Genomic DNA, 16,168 nt, shown 5'->3' on the forward strand with positions numbered 1-16,168 from the left:
TGCGCAGAACCTCCACTCGGCCTCCCGACGGGGCAAGAAAATCAAAAACAACGCGAGGCGACCTGCCGGTCGGCCTGTCTGAGAACACGTTCCCTGTAGCCGCTGCAGGCCATCCACGGCCTGGGGCGGCTAACTCGGCATCCCTGCCGAGTTGCCCACTGCGCAGAACCTCCACTCGGCCTCCCGACGGGGCAAGAAAATCAAAAGCAATGCGAGGCGACCTGCCGGTCGGCCTGTCTGAGAACACGTTCCCTGTAGCCGCCGTAGGCCATCCGCGGCCTGGGGTGACTAACTCGGCATCCCTGCCGAGTTGCCCACTGCGCAGAACCTCCACTCGGCCTCCCGACGGGGCAAGAAAACCAAAAGCAATGCGAGGCGGCCTACCGGCCGGCCTGGATTTGGCGCTGATCCCTGTAGCTGCTGCAGGCCATCCACGGCCTGGGGTGGCTAATTCGGCATCCTTGTCGAGTTGCCCATTGCGCAGAATCTCTACTCCACCTTCCGACGGGGCAAGAAAATCAAAAGCAATGCGAGGCGACCTGCCGGTCGGCCTGGATTTGGCGCTGATTTCTGTAGCCGCTGCCGCAGGCTGCGATCGGCTGCGAAGCAGACGCAAAACCATGCGCCTCGATCTGCCTGATACACCGCGCCGTCTGGTTTGGCGTGCGCTGCGCGCCCGATCGCAGCCTTCGGCAGCGGCTACAAGAAGCGCGTAAAACGCGCTTAGCTCTTGCTTTTGCTGTGGCTCTCGCTCTTGATCTACCCGCCCCTTTCCCAGAGGCCGAACGCAGGCGTTGCGCAGGGGGTAGCGCGGCAGGGATGCCGCGCTAGCCGCCCCAGGCCATGGATGGCCTGTGGCGGCGGGCCCCCGGAGCAATGCCGGAGTGAGGGCATGCCGAGCCTTAGCGAGGCACCGAATGGAGGGGCGAAGCGCTTTGGTTACTTTGGCGCTCTTCCAAAGTGACCCGCCGTAAGGGCGGAACCCTAAGCCGCCGTGACCGCAGCAACGGATATGTACCCCATCACCCAGCGCACCAGACGCCGGGCGTGTAAACGCAACATGCGAACTCATTGCACCGGCACCGCCCTGATCCTCGCCCTCGGCACCTGCCCGGAGCCCGCCCCCGGCACTGGCGACGACACCGGCACAACACCCGGCCCACCCGGCACCCCCTGCTCCGCCGTCGGCAGTTGCGGCGCCTGCATGTCCGGCATGGCCCAACTGCGGTCCGGCTGCAGGCCGCCCTGGGCGCGGCGCATGAAGTCGTAGCGGTTGAGGGTGATGCTGCGCCCCGCGGCGCTGTCGCGAATGATGTAGGGGCGTAGGAACACCATCAGGTTGGTCTTGTTGGTCGAGCGGCTTTCGTTACGAAACAGCGCGCCGATCCCGGGAAGGGTCGACAGCCACGGCACCGCGTTGTTGCTCTGGCTATAGCCATCCTGCAGCAGGCCGCCGAGGACCATGATCTGGCCGTCGTCGAGCAGGATGCTGGTGTCGATCGCCCGTTTGTTGGTCACGGTGCCGGCCTGCACCGAGGCGCGCTGGTCGACGCTGCTGACCTCCTGATAGATGTCGAGCTTGACCGTGCCACCTTCGGAAATCTGTGGCCGCACATTCAGCTTCAGGCCCACCTCTTCGCGCTGTACGGTCTGGAACGGGTTATTGCTGTTGCCGCCACCGCCGGTAACGTAGCTGCCGGTGACGAAGGGAATGGTCTGGCCGACGAAGATGCTCGCCGCTTCGTTGTCCAGGGTCAGCAGGTTCGGGGTCGACAGCACGTTGTTCCCGCCCTTGCTCCTCAGGGCCCGGGCCAGCACCTTGAGGTCGAGGATCTTGCCGATCCCGGGGATGTCCACGGTGCCGTTGACCAGGCCGACGTTGAGGCCCTGGGGCAGCACGTCGACGCTGGTCTTGCCATTGAGGTTGAGGCCGCTGCCGCCCAGGTTGGCGCCGCCGATGACGCCGCTGCCCCCCAGGTTGCCGGTCTGCCACTGCACGCCGAATTCGGCGGCGTCGTCTTCGTTGACTTCGACGATCAGGCTCTCGATCACCACCTGGGCGCGGCGCTGGTCGAGCATGTCGATGACTTCCCGCAGGTTGCGGTACAGCGGTTCCGGCGCGGAAATCAGCAAGGTGTTGGTGGTGGCATCGGCCTGGATGGTCACGCCGCCGGCGCTGAAGGCGGTGTTCTGGTCGGACGCCTGGGTGCCGCCCTGGCTACTGGAGCTGCCGCCCTGGGCATAACCGCTGCCGGAGCTGCCGCCGCTGAGGCTGGAGCTGCCACTGGTGGAACTGGTGCTGCCGCTCTGGCCGCTGCTGGAACTGCCGCCCTGGCTCATGCCGCCCATGCTGCCGAGCATGGCCCGTGCGTTGTCGCCGGTGCCGCTGTCGCTCTCGCCGGTGAGCAGGCCGCGCAGGGCCTGGGCCAGCTTGCCGGCCTGGGCGTTGCGCAGGTACACCACGTGCAGGTTGCTCGGGTTGCTCTGGGCATTGTCCAGCTTGTAGATCAGGTTGCGCGCCAGCTCGGTGCGCTCGGGGCTGCCGGTACGGATGATGATCGAGTTGGAACGCGGGTCGCCGACCACGCTGACCTTCTGGGTCGGGTCGGCGCCCTGGGTTTCCAGCAGTTCGGAGACCATGCCGGCGATGTCCACGGCGATGCCGTTCTGCACCGGCACCACGTCGGTGTCCAGGGCACTGGGGATGTCGATGCCTTCGATGATCTGCGCCACCCGGGTGAGGTTCTCGGCGTAGTCGGTGATGACGATGCTGTTGTTGCCCGGGTAGGCGTTGATCGGGTTGTTCGGCGACACGATCGGGCGCAGCACCGGGATCAGGTTCACCGCGTTTTCGTACTGCAGCCGGAAGGTGCGGGTCAGCATGCCGTTGGCCGACGGCTTGCCGGCGTTGTAGATCGGCCCGCCGAGCAGCTTGGCGTCGGCTTCCGGCACCACCTGGGCCACGCCGCCGACATCCACCACGCTGAAGCCCTGCATGCGCAGGGCCGCCAGCAGCATGTCGTAGGCCTGGTGGGCCGGCACTTCGCCTTCGCTGACCAGGGTCAGGTTGCCCTTTACCCGCGGGTCCACCAGGAACTGCTGGCCGGTGGAACGTGCCAGGGCCCGGACCACGGCCTGGATATCGACGTCGACGAAGTTCAGGCGCACCGGCTGGTCGCCCAGGGGATTGCGCACCACCGTGCTGCTGGCCGCGGGAGCACCGGGGGCGCGTCCCGCACGGCTGATCGGATGCTGGTATTTGGGACGCTGGGTCTGTTGCGCCTGGGCCCTCTCCCGCTCGGCCACCACGTCGCCGCCACTGCGATTGGTCTCGCCCAGGGGCCGCCCCAGTTCGCTGTCCACCAGCAACGGTGGCTGTGGCTCCTTGTTGTTACTGCACGCCGCCAGCGCCAGGGCCAGCGGCCCCAGCAGGAGCAAGGGCAGCGCCTTGCGCGATTGGCGGGCGTAAAAAGAACCTGACCACTTCATGAAGCTTCCTTAGCGCCAAGCGCCTGATCCATGCGAACGGTTCCGGACAGTTTGCCTGCCGTGCCATCGATGTCGGCCGCCCCTGCGCGTTGCAGGCGGGCCTCTACCACTTCCAGGGAAAACTGCCGGGGATTGCCCAGCAGCCAACCGACCACGGCATCCGCCGGGGCCTCTTGAAAACTCAAGTGCCAGGCCTGGGACTCGCCCTCGCCCGCCAGCTGCAACTGGTACAGCCCCTGCAGGCCGGCGGCATCCAGGGTCTGGCGCAAGGACTGCTCCAGGCTCTGCCCCGCCTCGCCGCCACGGGGCCCGCCGGCCTGGTGCAGCACCAGCTCCAGGGCTTCGGACTGGGAGCGCAGCTTGGGGATCTCGGCCTGCCAGTAATCGATCTTTTTCAGCGCCGGCTCGATCAGCACCAACCACACCAGCAGGCCGCCCAGTACCGCCGCCGCGCCGGCCAGCAGGCGTTTCTCGCGCAGGGCCAGGCCGTTCCAGTACAGCTGTGCCTGGGCGGCCTGGCGCTGCCAGCGCTGGCGGTAATGGCTGAGGTTCAGCTTATTCATCCTCGTCTTCCTCGCTGTCGTCGGCTTCCATCGGCACCGCGCCGGTCGCCATGCCTGTGGCCGCACGCAGGGTCCAGCCCTGGTCGCCGGGGCTGGCTTCGAGCCCGGCCTGGGTCAGCAGGCCCTGCCAGCCGCTGTCGGGTGCGGGGACGCGGGTGTCGCTGAGCAGGCTCAGCTGCAACTCGCCGTTCTGGTAATTCAGTTGCTCGACCCCACCGATCACGAAAGGCATGGCGTTGCTCGCCTGCTGCACCAGGCTGTTGAAGCTTTGCGGGGCGTCGCCGCTGGCCCCGCTCTGGCGCGCCGCCAGTTGCTGACGCGCCTGTTGCAGGGGGTTGAGGATCACCGGCAATTCCGGGAACACCTGCTGCACCCGTTGGCTCATCTGCGCCTTGAGCTGCTGGCCCTGGGCCGCCTGGCGCGCGGCGTAGAGGTTCAGGCCCAGGGTCCAGACCATCAGCGCCACCGCGCACAGCGCCGCGGCACGGCCCCAGCCCTGTTGGCGAGCGCTGTTGTTCTGCACCCCACCATGCAGGCCCCAGGCGGGTGCCTGGCCGGTCCAGCGACAGCTGTCCGGCAGTTGCTCCAGCGCCCCTTGCGGGGCCGCCTCGCCCACCCATTGCAACCCGGCGCCGTTGGCCAGCAACGCCTGCAAGGCGTCTTCCGGCAGCGGCTGCACACTGCCCTGCTGCGGGCTGTGGCGCAGCAACAGGTGCTGGTCTTGCAGGCCGGCGGTCAACTGGCCCGCCGCCGGCACCGGCAAGGCATAGGGCGCCGGGTACAGGCCGCGCAGTTTCAGGCCGGCCTGCTCCAGCACCTGGCCCAGCCGCGCCAGCGCTTCGCGTGGCAACCAGCTGATGTGCACCTGACCGTCGCTGTCGCGCGGGCTGTGGGCCACGTACAGGCTGTCGCTGTGGCCGAGAATCAGCGCCTGGGCGGCGCAGGCCACCGCCGCGCTGACCTTGGCCGGCGCCAGGGCCGGCAGCTCTATGCTCGCCAGCAGGCTGTCCTCGGGGTGCAGGAAACACTCCACGGCCGGCGCCTTGGGCACCTGCCCCAACTGCATCAGGCTGGCTTCGCCGGCTTCCTGGACCTGGCCTTCCTTAACCTGGAGCCGGGCAAAGCTCACCCGGCTCTCGGCCGTCAGTGTGTGCAAGGGCGGCAGGCTGACGCGCAAGCGGCTCATACGCCCACCCGCGACCAGATCACCCGCGGCATGTTGTCTTCGCTGCGGTGCAGCAAGGCCAGCAGCTTGACCCGGCGCCGCTCGCCGCGGGCCTGGCCTTGCAGGCGGAACCACTCGCTGGTGATGCCGACCCGCACCGCGTCCGCCGGTACCTGCGGCATGCGCAGGCGGTTGATAAAGTCGCCCTGATTGATGAACCACTGGCCGCTGTCGCGTTCGGCGATCAGCGCCTTGGCCCGCGGCAGCGCCAGCCCTGGCACAGTCGCGGCGAGCACTTCGGCGCTGGCGGTATTGCCGTTGACCCAGGTATTGGCCGGCAGGATGGTGACAAAGGGTTCCAGGCGCGCCAGCAGCTTTTCATCGACGCCATTGACCCCCAGCAGGTCGTCTAGGCTGCGCAGCATCGGCTGCTTGGCCAGCAGCGGTTTGCGCGCAGCCTCGGGCGAGGTGTCGCGGCCGCTCCGAAAACCACTATTGGCCGGCGCCGCTGTGCCTTCCGGGCTCAACAGGCGTGGGTAGGAGGCGATCACCCGCTGGCTGATGCGCTGGCCCAGGGTCGCGTTGACCCCGAGCAGCTCGCACAGGCGCTGGAAATTCTCTATCTGCAACGGGTCGAGGCGATCGTTGGCCAGCAGGTTGCGCAGGTTGAACTTGCTCTGCTCGTCCTCCAGCCGACCTTCGAACGGCCCGGCGCCCGGGCCCAGGGCCGCGAGCTGGATCGGCCGCGCCCAGTTCTGGTCGAGGCGGGTCAGCACGTCGCGCTGGCGGTCTTCCCACAGGCGCTGGCGGCTGACTTCCATGCCGCCCTGCAGCTGCCAGCTACCCTGGACTCGCAACTGCTCGCTTTCCAATCCACGGGTGAACAGAGTCTGGCGGGTCAGCATGCCGCCGGCGATCACCGCCACCACGGCGGCGATCAACAAGGCGCTGATAATGGCCATGCCACGCTGTTTCGCCGCTGTCGGCGAACGGGCTGTCATGGCGGCGCTTACAGCTGCCAGGAGCCGATATCGGCATTCACGCCGTCACCGTCTGGCTGGCCGTCGGCCCCCAGGGAGAACACATCCACTTCGCCGTTGGCCCCCGGGTTCAGGTAATGGTAAGGACGGCCCCAAGGGTCGTTGGGCAGGCGTTCCAGGTAGGAGCGCCAGTTGCTGTTCTTGGCGTCCGCCGGGCGTTCCACCAGCACTTTCAGGCCCTGGTTCATGCTCGGGTAGGTGCCGTGGTCGAGGCGATAGAGCTTGAGGGCCTGCATCAGCCCGCCAATGTCCTGCTTGGCCGCGGTGGCCCGGGCCTGGTCCGGACGGTCGAGCACCTTAGGCACCACCATCGCGGCCAGGATCCCGAGAATGACCACAACCACCATGATCTCGATCAGGGTGAAACCGCCCTGGCCGCGCGGGCGACGGGGCTGGCGGCGGGGCTGAAGATGAGGCTGGGGGTGTGACGTGAAGCGCACGACATCCATCTCGACGTTCCTTGGCTTGATTTCGATTCGTCGGGCAGTGTTACAAGAAAATATGTCAGTGATATTGACGTTGCTCGGGAGCCTCCGTAGCCAATCGGTCAAATTTGCCGGTTAGGCTGAAAACCTTCCTTTGCGCCACGAGACGTCCATGCCGGGGCCACGCCAGCCACTACCCAAACGATCCGCCAGACGGCCAGCCACTAAACAACGGGGTTTCACCCTGATCGAGGTGCTGGTGGCGCTGGCGATCATCGCCGTGGCCATGTCGGCGGCGATCCGCGTGGCCGGGTTGATGACCCAGAGCAACGGTTTGCTGCGGGATAGATCCATCGCCCTGCTGGCGGCCCAGTCGCGCCTGGCGGAACTGCGCCTGGAAGGCCGCCTGCCGCCCGGGACCAAGAACATCGAGTGCGACCAGGGCCGGCTCAAGCTGCGCTGCGAGCAGAACATCGCCCCCAGCCCCGATCCGCGGCTGTCCCGGGTCAGCGTGCTGGTCCTCGACCGCAGCCGCGAGGCCCCGCCCCTGGCGCGCCTGGACACCCTGGTCGCGCGGGTGCCGAAGAACCCCAATCGTTAAGGATTAACCCTGTAGGAGCAGCCGGTCGACGCTCGATTGCTCGCGATGGACCTGAGAGCGCCGCGTTCATCCAATCCACACGCGTTATCGTTAACGTCCATCGCGAGCAAGCTCGCTCCTACAAGGGCCCCGCTACTATCAGGAATCTGTTTAACCAGGCACTTTTCGACAGGGTCGTCACTGGCGGATCAGCACCGGCAACGCCGGACTCTCCGGCAACTTGCTGACATCCAGCCGCGAGCGCTCGCCGCCGCGTTCGATCACCACCCCGTCGCCTTCGATGGCCACCAGCTGCACGCCCTGGGCCAGGCGCTCGCCCACCAGGAAGCTGCGCGGCGGCGCGTCGTTGAGGCTGAGAATCGCCACCGCGCCGCGAGGGCTGGCCATCAACCCGGTGACCTTGATGTCCAGCGCCAGCGGCTGGTTGGAAAACCACTGCTGCGCCGGGCTCTGGGCCTGGGCGGCCAGGGCTTGCGGCGGCGCCTGCGGGGTGCGCGACTCGGCGGGGGTCAGCAGCAGCGACGACCAGGTCGCCACCCCGGCCACGATCGCCAGCAGGGCCACGGACTGCACCAGCTGCGGCGGGGAAAATCGATGGACGAATGCCATGGCAAGGACCTCCTGTTTGTCCGTCTTCGCAGCCTAGCGCGCAATGGTCACGTTTTTATTTCACATTCACCGGGCAGGATGAAAAGCGACGCACAGGAGGCGCGCCCCATGACCCCATCCCGACAACAGGGCTTCACCCTGATCGAGCTGATGGTGGTGCTGGTGATCATCGGGATCGCCAGCGCCGCCATCAGCCTGAGCATCCGCCCCGACCCGCTGCAGGGCCTGCGCAAGGACGCCGAGCGCCTGGCCCAGTTGCTCCAGGTGGCCCAGGCCGAGGCGCGCGTGGATGGTCGGCCCATCAGCTGGCGGGCGGATGCCAAGGGCTTCGCCTTCAGCCGGCCCAGCGACGACGGCCGCGGCCTCGACCAGTTCAAGGACGACCCGCAGCTGCGCCCGCGGCCCTGGGAAAGCCCGTCGATCAAAGTGCGCATCGAGCCCGGCCCGCGGCTGGTGCTCAACGCCGAATGGATAGACGCGCCGCTGCAGGTGCAACTGTCCGACGGCCGGCACAGCCTGACGGTGCAACGCACCGCCACCGGCGTGGTGCGGGTGGTGGCGCTGCCATGAGGACCCGGATCAACCAGCGGCAAGGCGGCTTTACCCTGATCGAGGTGATGGTAGCGATCCTGCTGATGGCGGTGGTCAGCGTGATCGCCTGGCGCGGGCTGGACAGCGTCAGCCGGGCCGACAGCCATTTGCAGGCCAGCAGCGAGCAGACCGAGGAGCTGCTGCGCACCCTGCACCAGCTGGAACGGGACGTGGCGCTGCGGGCCAGCGTGGAATTGATGGAGCCGGTGCCGGCGGGAAGCGACGCCGAAGCCAGCGATGTGCCGGCGGCCCTGACCGTGCGCAGCGCCGACAGCGGCACCTTCCGCCTGGATGTGATCCGCACCGCGGCGACGCCCGGCGACGGCCTGCAACGGGTGCGCTGGTGGCTCAAGGGCGACACCCTGTACCGCGCAGCGGCGCCGGCCCGCGACCGTTACCCGCTGCCCGCGCCGAAAAACGCCGTGGCGGTGCTGGAGCATGTCAGCGACTTGCAGCTGCGGGTCTGGGATCGGGACAAGGGCTGGCGCCAGCTCAGCGGCAACCGCAAGGAAAACCCACCGGGCCTGGAAATCCGCCTGGTGCGGCAAACACCCCAAGGCGAAGAACGTTATCGCCAGGTGCTGGGGCCGTTGGAGTGATTGCCGCATCAGGCTGGATGCCGTTGTAGCCGCTGCGGAGCGTAGCGGCTACAACGGCTACAGCGGCAAAGCAGTTAATGCAGCGGCTACGGGTCGACGGCGATTCTGTAGGAGCGAGGCTTGCCCGCGATCCAGGCAACGCGGTTGGCCGGAACGGACGCTATCGCGAGCCAGCGTCGCGCCTACCGGTTTTGTGCTTCAACTCAACAACACCACGCCGCCCGGCAACTCAGTGCATTTGGCGCCGTAGGCGTCGCGGATCAGCAGGGCCACGCCGGCCAGCTGGTTGAGATTGAAACGCGCCTGCACCTTGCGCTTGCCCAGCTCGGCGTTGAGCAGCACCAGCATGCCCGGGCGGTAGCGGTTGATCTCGTCGATCACCGTATTGAGGGTGGCGTTGTCGAACACCAGCACCTGCTCACGCCAGGCGATCACCGCCGTCGGGTCCACGGCCGTCGGCTCGCCGACCTGGCGGCTGTCGTAGGTCAGCTGGCGACCGCTGTCCAGGCGGATCAGCCGGCCCGCGACCTCGACCTGCAGCGCGCCATCGATGCAGGTCACGCAGACGCTGTGGTTGATATTGCGCACATTGAAACGAGCCTGGGAAGCGCTCAGCCAGCCGTTGCCGGCCTGGACCCGCACCGGTAGCGCGCCCTGGCTCGACACCTCGACCTCGCCTTCGAGCAGTTCGATGCCCTGCCCGCCTTGCGCCAGCTCGCGCCGGCTGATGCGGGTCTGGGTGTTGAGTTCCAGGCTCAGCCCGTCTTCCAGTTCGACCCGGCGCTGCTCGCCGACTTCGGTGCGGTAGTCGGCGCTCAGCCCGGCAAAACCGCCCGGCACCGAGACCCGCACCGCCACCAGCGCCACCGAGGCCGCCAGCGCCCCACCGAGAAAGGCCCGGCGCCCGAAGCGCCGCGGCTGGGCCTGCTGCTGGCATTGTTCGGCGGCCGGTTTCAGGCTGTGCCACAGCAACTTGGCCTGCTCGAAGGCCTCGGCATGCTGCGGGCTCTGCGCGCACCACTGCTGCAAGGCCCGGGCGTCGGCCGCGGTGGCCCGCCCCGAGGTCAGCAGGAGCAGCCAGTCCTGGGCCTCGTTGCGCAGCCGGTGGTCCGGTGTCGCCCGAGAAGTGGAGATGCTAAAGATGTTCAAGCGTGCGGGTACTCACGGATTAATCGGGGCCTTTAGTGACTAGGACGGTTTTCCGGCGCCGGGACCGAACCGCTGAATCACTTTTCTTTCAAGGCGCGAAGCGCAGTGGCCCAGGGCCGCCTTGATTTCCTTCTCGACCATCCGTGTCGAAATGCCGAAGCGCTGGGAGATTTCCAGGTGCGGCGCCTCCTCCAGGCGCGCGGCGATAAAGATCTTGCGCCGGCGCGCCGGCAGTTCGTAGAGCGCCTTGAGCAGCGACTGGATTTCCTTCTGCCCGCCCACCACCCGCGACGGGTCCAGGGCTTCGTCGCTGATCTGCAACAGCTCCTCGACCTCGCTGCCGGTGAGCAGCCGGGCATCGGCCTGGCGGCGGTCGGCGGCGATGTTCAGGGCCATGCGATAGAGGTAGGCATTGGGCTGGGCCAGGTTCGGCGGCTCTTCCATGCGGTCGACCCGCAGGTAGGTTTCGTGCAGCACATCGTTGGCCAGGTCTTCCGAGCCCAGGCGCCGGCGCAGACGCACCTTGAAGTCGTCGTAGGAGGTCAGGAACAGCCTGACCATCGCACTGTGCCCGGTATTCTTCATGCCCCGGAGGCTCCTTGGCGTTGTCTGCAATCCATGCGTTTTCCTGCGCTGTCGGGTATCAGAAGCAAGGTCACTGGCTGGCGCAGCGAACTCGGTGCGGGCCGCTCGACCCAGGTCTCGCTCAGGCTCTGCACCAGCGCCTCGTCGCGCCGCAGATCGCCGGTGGTGGTGACCAGGCGGCTGTGCTCGATATGCCCGCCACGGTCGATCCACAGTTGCAGCACCGCGCGATAGCGACCCGGCCGGGTCAGTTCCGAACGGCACAGGCCGGCCTCCACCGCGCGTTGCAGGGCACTGGCGAAACTGTCGCTGGCCCAGGTCCCGGCGTTGCCGCCCGCGCCCTTGGGGGCAGGCGCATCGCTGAGCTGGGCGACTTGCAGGGTAAAGGCATCGGAACGGGCGTAACGGGCCATCAAACCACTTCCTGTCAGCAGGCGACTCAGGGCATCCCGGGCGCTGTAGCGCCCCTGGACCCGTACCGAGCGGCGCCCTCGGGTCAGCTCGCGATCCACCAGCACCGCCATCCCGGTCGAGCGGCTGAACAGTTCCAGCGCTTCGGCCAGGTCTTGCGCGGCGATGTTCAGGTCCAGCAGCCGGTGCGAATCCACCATCGGCGGCGCAGATGGCGCCGCCCACAACCCGCCGCAGGCAGCCAGCGCCAGCAGCAGCGCAAGCCCCCTGCGCGCGAACCTCGCGTGAAAGAAAGACCGATACCCGACCTTTGCTCGGCGTCGCTGCACGGCTGACCTGTCCCTGAAAACCGTCATCCTGAGGCCAGTTTATGAATCTGGTGTTACGGCACCCGCAAAAAAACCATCACTTTTTCGCCACCCGCCTTGCTCTACACTCAAGGACCGCAACGGCCCCTCCCGGGCCCGCCAGGAGGCCCCCGATGAAACAGCTTTGCACCCTTGTCGCCAGCCTGATGCTCGGCACCCTGCCGCTGGCCGGCCACGCCGCTACGCCGGTCGAGGCGCCCGCCGCGGCGCCTGGCAAAGCGCCCACAGAGGGTTGCATCGACGTCAGCGTGGGGGGCTACAAGGCCCCGGACTACGGCTGCCTGAGCAAGCAGATGGGCAACAACCCCGACGGCGCCAAGGCCGAGCAGAAGAACCAGGAAGCCATGCAGGTGCCGATCCACAAGCGCCCGCCAAACCAGATGGGCCTGTCCACCCCGGCGGCCACCAGCACGCGGATGGGCAATACCTTCGGCACTTCGGTGAAGCCGCAGCGGCCTTAGGTTTTTGCGCTGGCCTTTCGGGCCCTATCGCGGGCAAGCCTCGCTCCTACGGGGGCACCATCAGCCTCTGTAGGAGCGAAGCTTGCTCGCGATAGACGGCGCAGCCGTCGTTGCTGCGGTTACACCCCCGCCCACTGCCGCGCCACCATCTCCAGCTCCGCTCTTGCCCGTTCCAGGGCTTGCTCGCGGGCTTCGGGGTTGGCGAATTGCAGCGGCTGGGCATCGACGAACACTGGGTTCTGCACACCGATAAAGGCAAAGGCGGCCTTCAGCGCCGGGGTCAACGCGTCCATCCAGGCCATGGGATTGCCCGGGCGCAGGTCGGCGCCACGGCTGGTGAGGAACAGCACCTTCTGCCGGGTCAGCTGGCCGACGATGCCGTCCGGGGTATTGAGGTAGGTCAGCTCGGTGCGGGTGATGCTGTCGATAAAGGCCTTGAAGGTCGAGGGCATCGACCAGTTGTACATCGGCATGGCGAACAGGCAGGCATCGGCGTCCATCACCCGCTGGCACAGGGCATCCGAGGCCGCCAGGGTCTGGCGCATCTGCGGCGTGCGGGCCTCGGGAGCGGTGTAGGTGGCGATGGCGAAGGCCTCGCTGACGTGGGGCGGCGTATCCACCGCCAGGTCCAGGTAGTCGATCTCCAGGTCGACGCCCTGGCCTTGCAGCCGTTCGATGAAGTAGCGGCCCAGGGCCCGGGAGTTGGAGCGTTCACCTTTGGAGCTGGCATCGACGTGCAGCAGTTTCATTGAGCATTACCTTGCTTGGGTTGAAAGATATCTGGGCTAAACGCTGGGCTGTTGGCGGAACGCCACGGCGAGGCGGTTCCAGCAGTTGATGGCGGCCACCGCGACGGTCAGGTCGACCAGCTCGCGCTCGCTGAATTCGCCGCGCACCGCCTGGAACAATTCATCCGGCACCGCAGGGTCGGACAACAGGGTCACCGACTCGCTCCAGGCCAGGGCCGAGCGTTCCCGCGGGCTGAACAACCCCGAGTCGCACCATACGCTCAGGGCGTACAGGCGCCGCTCGCTCTCGCCGTTCTGGCGCGCCTGCACCGCGTGCATGTCGGTGCAGAACGCGCAGTGGTTGAGTTGCGAGACGCGGATCTTGATCAGCTCCAGCAGCGGCTTCTCGATGGACAGGCCGAAGGTTTCTGCCTCGAGCATCAACAGGCCCTTGAGGGCTTCCGGCGAGGCGCTGTAGTAGTCCAGGCGGGGTTCCATCGGGGTCACCGTAAGCGTGCGTTTGTGTTCTTCCTAGCCTAAGGGCCGTGCTGGGCTGTCCCTATAGCCAATCCGCGGGTTTATCGGCAGTCCACCGGACCTGTGTCGGACTTGATCCCGCCGAAGCCCTGCGGGCTTATCGCAGCCTGCGGCAGCGGCTACACCGCCCGGTCCGAAGGCAGCGTCGCACCCTGTAGCCGCTGCCGAAGGCTGCGATCGCGTACGCAGTACGCGCCAGGATCTCAGGCCAATCCCGATACCAGGCCCGCTACACCAAACCCGGCCGGGCGGGTAATCTGGCGGGCACTGATCGTTTTGGAATGTCATCGATGGAACTGCATGTCGTCATCAACGGGCGCAAGGACCTGGCCGACCAGCTGTATCGGCAACTGCGCGCCGCCATCGAATCCGGGCGACTGGCGGCGGGCGCCCAGTTGCCGCCGAGCCGCCTGCTGGCCGAGCAACTGGGAATCTCGCGCAAGACGGTGTCGGACACCTACAGCCTGCTGACCTACGAGAACTTCCTGATCGGCAGGATCGGCCGCGGCACCTTCGTCAATGCCCGCCCGGTGAAGGTCGAAGCCAAGCAGAGCGCCGCCGACCTGGCCTGCGCGCAGAGCCTGGAAAAATGGCGCGAGCTGCCCTCGCCCCTGCGCCACCCGACCCTGGAAGGCACCTCGCGCTACGAGTTCATCGGCGGCGCCACCAGCCGCAATCAGTTCCCCCAGGAAGAATGGCGGCGCTGCACCCAGGACGCTTTGCGGCGGATCGCCCAGAGCGGCGGTTTCTACAGCCAGCCGGAAGGCCTGCCGGCGCTGCGCAGCGCGATTGCCGGGCATGTGTCGTTCTCCCGCGGCGTGGTTTGCAGCGACGCCGACATCGTGGTCTGCAACGGCGCGCAACAGGCCCTGGACCTGATCGCCCGGGTGGTGCTGGAACCCGGCAGCCTGGTGGCCATGGAAGACCCCGGCTACACCCCGGCGCGCCTGCTGTTCAGCGCCCAGGGCGCGACGGTGATCGGCGTGCCGGTGGATGATGAGGGCATCCAGGTCGAGCGGATTCCCGACGGCGTGCGGCTGATCTACGTCACCCCGTCCCACCAGTTCCCGCTGGGCATGCCCATGAGCCAGGCCCGACGCGAGGCCCTGCTGGAGCGGGCGCGGCAGCTGGGGGCGATTGTCATCGAGGACGATTACGACAGCGAGTTCCGCTACGAGGGGCGGCCCACCGACTCCCTGCAAAGCCTGGATAAACGTGGCGTGGTGGCCTATGTCGGGACCTTCTCCAAGACCATGCTGCCGCAGCTGCGCCTGGGCTATGCGGTACTGCCGCCGGCGATTCTCGGCGCGGTGATCAAGGCCAAGCGCCTCACCGACTGTCACACCTCGACCCTGCCGCAATGGGCGCTGGCCAAGTTCATCGCCGAGGGTTACCTGCTCAAGCACATCCGCCGCTGCCACACGGTGTACGCCGGGCGCCGCGAGCGCATCCTGCGGCGCCTGAACGGCGACCTCTCGCCCTGGCTGCAAGCGGTGCCGTCCACCGCCGGCTTCCACATGGCGGCACTGTGCAAGGTGCCGGTGAACATCCCGCTGCTGCTGGAGCTGGCGAAGAAGGTCGAGGTCGGGCTCTACCCGCTGCACGGCTTCTATGATCAGGAGCCGGCCAGGGACGGGCTGTTCATCGGCTTTGGCGCCATCGAGACCCTGGACATCGACCCGGCCCTGGACAAGGTCCGTGACATCCTGCAACAGATTGCCTGATTGGCCCCGGGCTTTTCCCGGGGATTGGTTATTTTCGTTGCAATCTCCTGGCCTTATTCTGAGCCTCCAGCAAACGCCGTGACTGCAACTGCGATCTTGAGCCCCTGCACCTGCTACGTCGCAGTGCCGCCCAAGCCGATCGCAGCCTGCGGCAGCGGCTACAGGTCGTGGGGGGTTCGAGATGTCCAGTCCAGCCATCAATATCGTGCAGATCCGAGCCGCCCAAGGCCGTTCGGATGAACTTGACCAGCATTTGACAACACTCCTCGCCGCCCTGCGCGAGGCCCCCGGTTGCCTGGAGTACACCGCTCGCCGCAGCGTCGAGGATCCCCGGCATTGGACCGTGCGCGGCCAGTGGCGCTCGGTGGCCGAGATGCAGGCGCATTTCCATCTGCCGGCGGCCCAGGGCTTCATCGACCTGCTGGCCAGCCGCCTGGCCTGCGCCCTCGACTTCGAACACTGAGGCATTGGTCTGCGCTTCTTTGCCGGGATTGGTTATAGGCCGGTCGCGCCAGCGGGCTTACCTTGAGTCGGCCCCTTTCGCACCGGAGAAACCGACCATGAAGAAGACCCTCGCTGCCCTGACCTGCGCCCTCGCCGGCCTGACCCTGCTCACCTCCCTGGGCGCCGCCGCCCATGAGCCGGAGTACGGCCAGGAGAAACTCAAGATCCTCCAGGAGCATGCCCTGAGCAACCTGCCGGGCAAGACCGCGCTGATGCTCACTGTCGACTACGCGCCGGGCCAGGCCACGGTGCCGCACATGCACAAGGGCGCGGCCCTGGCCTATGTGCTCGAAGGCGAGATCACCTCGCGGGTCAACGACGAGCCGGCCATCACCTACAAGGCGGGCGAATCCTGGTACGAACCGGCCGGCTCGCAGCACCCGGTGTCGGCCAACGCCAGCACCAGCAAACCAGCCAGGCTGCTGGTGTTCGTGCTCAAGGACACCAAGGATGAGGTGCTGACGCCGTTGCAGCAGTAAGCGCCTGGCCGCTGTGCGGAGTACATTTTTTTCTGTAGGAGCGAGGCTTGCCCGCGATGACCTCAGTACAAACAGCACAAGGCCAAGCCGATAAAAAGGCGTCTGGCCGCTGCGCGGATCGCGAGCAAGCTTCGCTCCTA

Annotated in this window: 18 protein-coding genes; 7 read left to right on the forward strand and 11 right to left on the reverse strand. The window is 67.1% G+C overall.

Annotation, left to right across the window (positions count from 1 at the left end):
- Positions 1-1,068 precede the first annotated feature (1,068 nt).
- Genes gspD through gspG form a run of 5 tightly spaced genes read right to left on the reverse strand, consistent with a single transcriptional unit; the run spans position 1,069 to position 6,706 of the window.
- The gene (gspD, locus tag J4D28_RS19525) at positions 1,069-3,489 is read right to left on the reverse strand and encodes a type II secretion system secretin GspD (RefSeq protein WP_103330981.1); all 2,421 of its coding nucleotides are present in this window, start codon (positions 3,487-3,489) and stop codon (positions 1,069-1,071) included.
- Entirely contained in the window at positions 3,486-4,052 is a 567-nt protein-coding gene (gene gspM, locus J4D28_RS19530; RefSeq protein WP_053268930.1) for a type II secretion system protein GspM, read from the reverse strand. Before gspM ends, gspD begins: the two co-directional genes overlap by 4 nt.
- Complete coding sequence (gene gspL / locus J4D28_RS19535; RefSeq protein ID WP_103330980.1) at positions 4,045-5,238, reverse strand: type II secretion system protein GspL; 1,194 nt, start codon at positions 5,236-5,238, stop codon at positions 4,045-4,047. The genes gspM and gspL overlap by 8 nt, the downstream gene beginning before the upstream one ends.
- Positions 5,235-6,218 carry a type II secretion system minor pseudopilin GspK gene (gene gspK, locus J4D28_RS19540; RefSeq protein WP_016704696.1) on the reverse strand — a complete coding sequence of 328 codons (984 nt, stop codon included), beginning with the start codon at positions 6,216-6,218 and terminating at the stop codon, positions 5,235-5,237. Before gspK ends, gspL begins: the two co-directional genes overlap by 4 nt.
- Positions 6,219-6,226: 8 nt before the next feature.
- A complete protein-coding gene (gene gspG, locus J4D28_RS19545; RefSeq protein WP_009048764.1) occupies positions 6,227-6,706 on the reverse strand; it encodes a type II secretion system major pseudopilin GspG in 480 nt (159 codons plus the stop codon).
- 148 nt (positions 6,707-6,854) lie between these two features.
- Here gspG and gspI point away from each other — a divergent pair, with 148 nt between their 5' ends.
- Complete coding sequence (gene gspI / locus J4D28_RS19550) at positions 6,855-7,283, forward strand: type II secretion system minor pseudopilin GspI (protein ID WP_103330979.1); 429 nt, start codon at positions 6,855-6,857, stop codon at positions 7,281-7,283.
- Positions 7,284-7,460: 177 nt separating this feature from the next.
- Here the strand turns inward: gspI and J4D28_RS19555 are convergent, their stop codons facing one another.
- Entirely contained in the window at positions 7,461-7,892 is a 432-nt protein-coding gene (locus tag J4D28_RS19555) for a type II secretion system protein N (protein WP_009048762.1), read from the reverse strand.
- A 108-nt stretch (positions 7,893-8,000) separates the two neighbouring features.
- Between J4D28_RS19555 and gspH the strand changes: the two genes are divergently transcribed.
- Both gspH and J4D28_RS19565 read left to right on the forward strand, forming a co-directional pair.
- On the forward strand, positions 8,001-8,462 hold the full coding sequence (gspH, locus tag J4D28_RS19560) for a type II secretion system minor pseudopilin GspH (protein ID WP_063430399.1): 462 nt from the start codon (positions 8,001-8,003) through the stop codon (positions 8,460-8,462).
- Positions 8,459-9,082 carry a type II secretion system protein J gene (locus J4D28_RS19565; protein ID WP_103330978.1) on the forward strand — a complete coding sequence of 208 codons (624 nt, stop codon included), beginning with the start codon at positions 8,459-8,461 and terminating at the stop codon, positions 9,080-9,082. Before gspH ends, J4D28_RS19565 begins: the two co-directional genes overlap by 4 nt.
- A 198-nt stretch (positions 9,083-9,280) precedes the next feature.
- Here the strand turns inward: J4D28_RS19565 and J4D28_RS19570 are convergent, their stop codons facing one another.
- Genes J4D28_RS19570 through J4D28_RS19580 form a run of 3 tightly spaced genes read right to left on the reverse strand, consistent with a single transcriptional unit; the run spans position 9,281 to position 11,427 of the window.
- Positions 9,281-10,231, reverse strand: coding sequence for a FecR domain-containing protein (locus tag J4D28_RS19570; RefSeq protein ID WP_016704691.1), 951 nt, complete (start codon positions 10,229-10,231; stop codon positions 9,281-9,283).
- A 39-nt stretch (positions 10,232-10,270) separates the two neighbouring features.
- Positions 10,271-10,816, reverse strand: a complete 546-nt coding sequence (locus tag J4D28_RS19575) for an RNA polymerase sigma factor (RefSeq protein ID WP_009048758.1) — start codon at positions 10,814-10,816, stop codon at positions 10,271-10,273.
- A complete protein-coding gene (locus tag J4D28_RS19580; protein WP_080684176.1) occupies positions 10,813-11,427 on the reverse strand; it encodes an STN domain-containing protein in 615 nt (204 codons plus the stop codon). The genes J4D28_RS19575 and J4D28_RS19580 overlap by 4 nt, the downstream gene beginning before the upstream one ends.
- Positions 11,428-11,708: 281 nt before the next feature.
- Between J4D28_RS19580 and J4D28_RS19585 the strand changes: the two genes are divergently transcribed.
- The gene (locus J4D28_RS19585) at positions 11,709-12,056 is read left to right on the forward strand and encodes a hypothetical protein (RefSeq protein ID WP_038632110.1); all 348 of its coding nucleotides are present in this window, start codon (positions 11,709-11,711) and stop codon (positions 12,054-12,056) included.
- Between the two features lie 119 nt (positions 12,057-12,175).
- Here the strand turns inward: J4D28_RS19585 and J4D28_RS19590 are convergent, their stop codons facing one another.
- Positions 12,176-12,805 (reverse strand): FMN-dependent NADH-azoreductase, encoded by a 630-nt coding sequence (locus J4D28_RS19590; protein ID WP_103330977.1) that lies wholly within the window; start codon positions 12,803-12,805, stop codon positions 12,176-12,178.
- A gap of 36 nt (positions 12,806-12,841) precedes the next feature.
- A complete protein-coding gene (locus J4D28_RS19595; RefSeq protein ID WP_103330976.1) occupies positions 12,842-13,282 on the reverse strand; it encodes a carboxymuconolactone decarboxylase family protein in 441 nt (146 codons plus the stop codon).
- Positions 13,283-13,611: 329 nt separating this feature from the next.
- Between J4D28_RS19595 and J4D28_RS19600 the strand changes: the two genes are divergently transcribed.
- The 3 genes from J4D28_RS19600 to J4D28_RS19610 all read left to right on the forward strand — a co-directional run bounded on the left by J4D28_RS19600 (position 13,612) and on the right by J4D28_RS19610 (position 16,028).
- Entirely contained in the window at positions 13,612-15,045 is a 1,434-nt protein-coding gene (locus J4D28_RS19600; RefSeq protein ID WP_103330975.1) for a PLP-dependent aminotransferase family protein, read from the forward strand.
- Positions 15,046-15,226: 181 nt separating this feature from the next.
- A complete protein-coding gene (locus J4D28_RS19605; protein ID WP_009048752.1) occupies positions 15,227-15,508 on the forward strand; it encodes a putative quinol monooxygenase in 282 nt (93 codons plus the stop codon).
- Between the two features lie 97 nt (positions 15,509-15,605).
- Positions 15,606-16,028, forward strand: a complete 423-nt coding sequence (locus J4D28_RS19610) for a cupin domain-containing protein (protein WP_103330974.1) — start codon at positions 15,606-15,608, stop codon at positions 16,026-16,028.
- Positions 16,029-16,168: the final 140 nt, after the last annotated feature.

This window comes from Pseudomonas sp. GW531-T4 (genome assembly GCF_017349615.1).
Classification (GTDB): Bacteria; Pseudomonadota; Gammaproteobacteria; order Pseudomonadales; family Pseudomonadaceae; genus Aquipseudomonas; species Aquipseudomonas chlororaphis_I.

Coding starts and splice junctions, on each gene's coding strand:
- gspL (WP_103330980.1), bottom strand. CDS start 5,238: ATGAGCCGCTTGCGCGTCAGCCTGCCGCCCTTGCACACACTGACGGCC.
- J4D28_RS19565 (WP_103330978.1), top strand. CDS start 8,459: ATGAGGACCCGGATCAACCAGCGGCAAGGCGGCTTTACCCTGATCGAG.
- gspH (WP_063430399.1), top strand. CDS start 8,001: ATGACCCCATCCCGACAACAGGGCTTCACCCTGATCGAGCTGATGGTG.
- J4D28_RS19575 (WP_009048758.1), bottom strand. CDS start 10,816: ATGAAGAATACCGGGCACAGTGCGATGGTCAGGCTGTTCCTGACCTCC.
- J4D28_RS19600 (WP_103330975.1), top strand. CDS start 13,612: ATGGAACTGCATGTCGTCATCAACGGGCGCAAGGACCTGGCCGACCAG.
- J4D28_RS19590 (WP_103330977.1), bottom strand. CDS start 12,805: ATGAAACTGCTGCACGTCGATGCCAGCTCCAAAGGTGAACGCTCCAAC.
- gspG (WP_009048764.1), bottom strand. CDS start 6,706: ATGGATGTCGTGCGCTTCACGTCACACCCCCAGCCTCATCTTCAGCCC.
- gspM (WP_053268930.1), bottom strand. CDS start 4,052: ATGAATAAGCTGAACCTCAGCCATTACCGCCAGCGCTGGCAGCGCCAG.
- J4D28_RS19585 (WP_038632110.1), top strand. CDS start 11,709: ATGAAACAGCTTTGCACCCTTGTCGCCAGCCTGATGCTCGGCACCCTG.
- J4D28_RS19555 (WP_009048762.1), bottom strand. CDS start 7,892: ATGGCATTCGTCCATCGATTTTCCCCGCCGCAGCTGGTGCAGTCCGTG.
- J4D28_RS19610 (WP_103330974.1), top strand. CDS start 15,606: ATGAAGAAGACCCTCGCTGCCCTGACCTGCGCCCTCGCCGGCCTGACC.
- gspI (WP_103330979.1), top strand. CDS start 6,855: ATGCCGGGGCCACGCCAGCCACTACCCAAACGATCCGCCAGACGGCCA.
- gspD (WP_103330981.1), bottom strand. CDS start 3,489: ATGAAGTGGTCAGGTTCTTTTTACGCCCGCCAATCGCGCAAGGCGCTG.
- J4D28_RS19580 (WP_080684176.1), bottom strand. CDS start 11,427: ATGGTGGATTCGCACCGGCTGCTGGACCTGAACATCGCCGCGCAAGAC.
- gspK (WP_016704696.1), bottom strand. CDS start 6,218: ATGACAGCCCGTTCGCCGACAGCGGCGAAACAGCGTGGCATGGCCATT.
- J4D28_RS19595 (WP_103330976.1), bottom strand. CDS start 13,282: ATGGAACCCCGCCTGGACTACTACAGCGCCTCGCCGGAAGCCCTCAAG.
- J4D28_RS19605 (WP_009048752.1), top strand. CDS start 15,227: ATGTCCAGTCCAGCCATCAATATCGTGCAGATCCGAGCCGCCCAAGGC.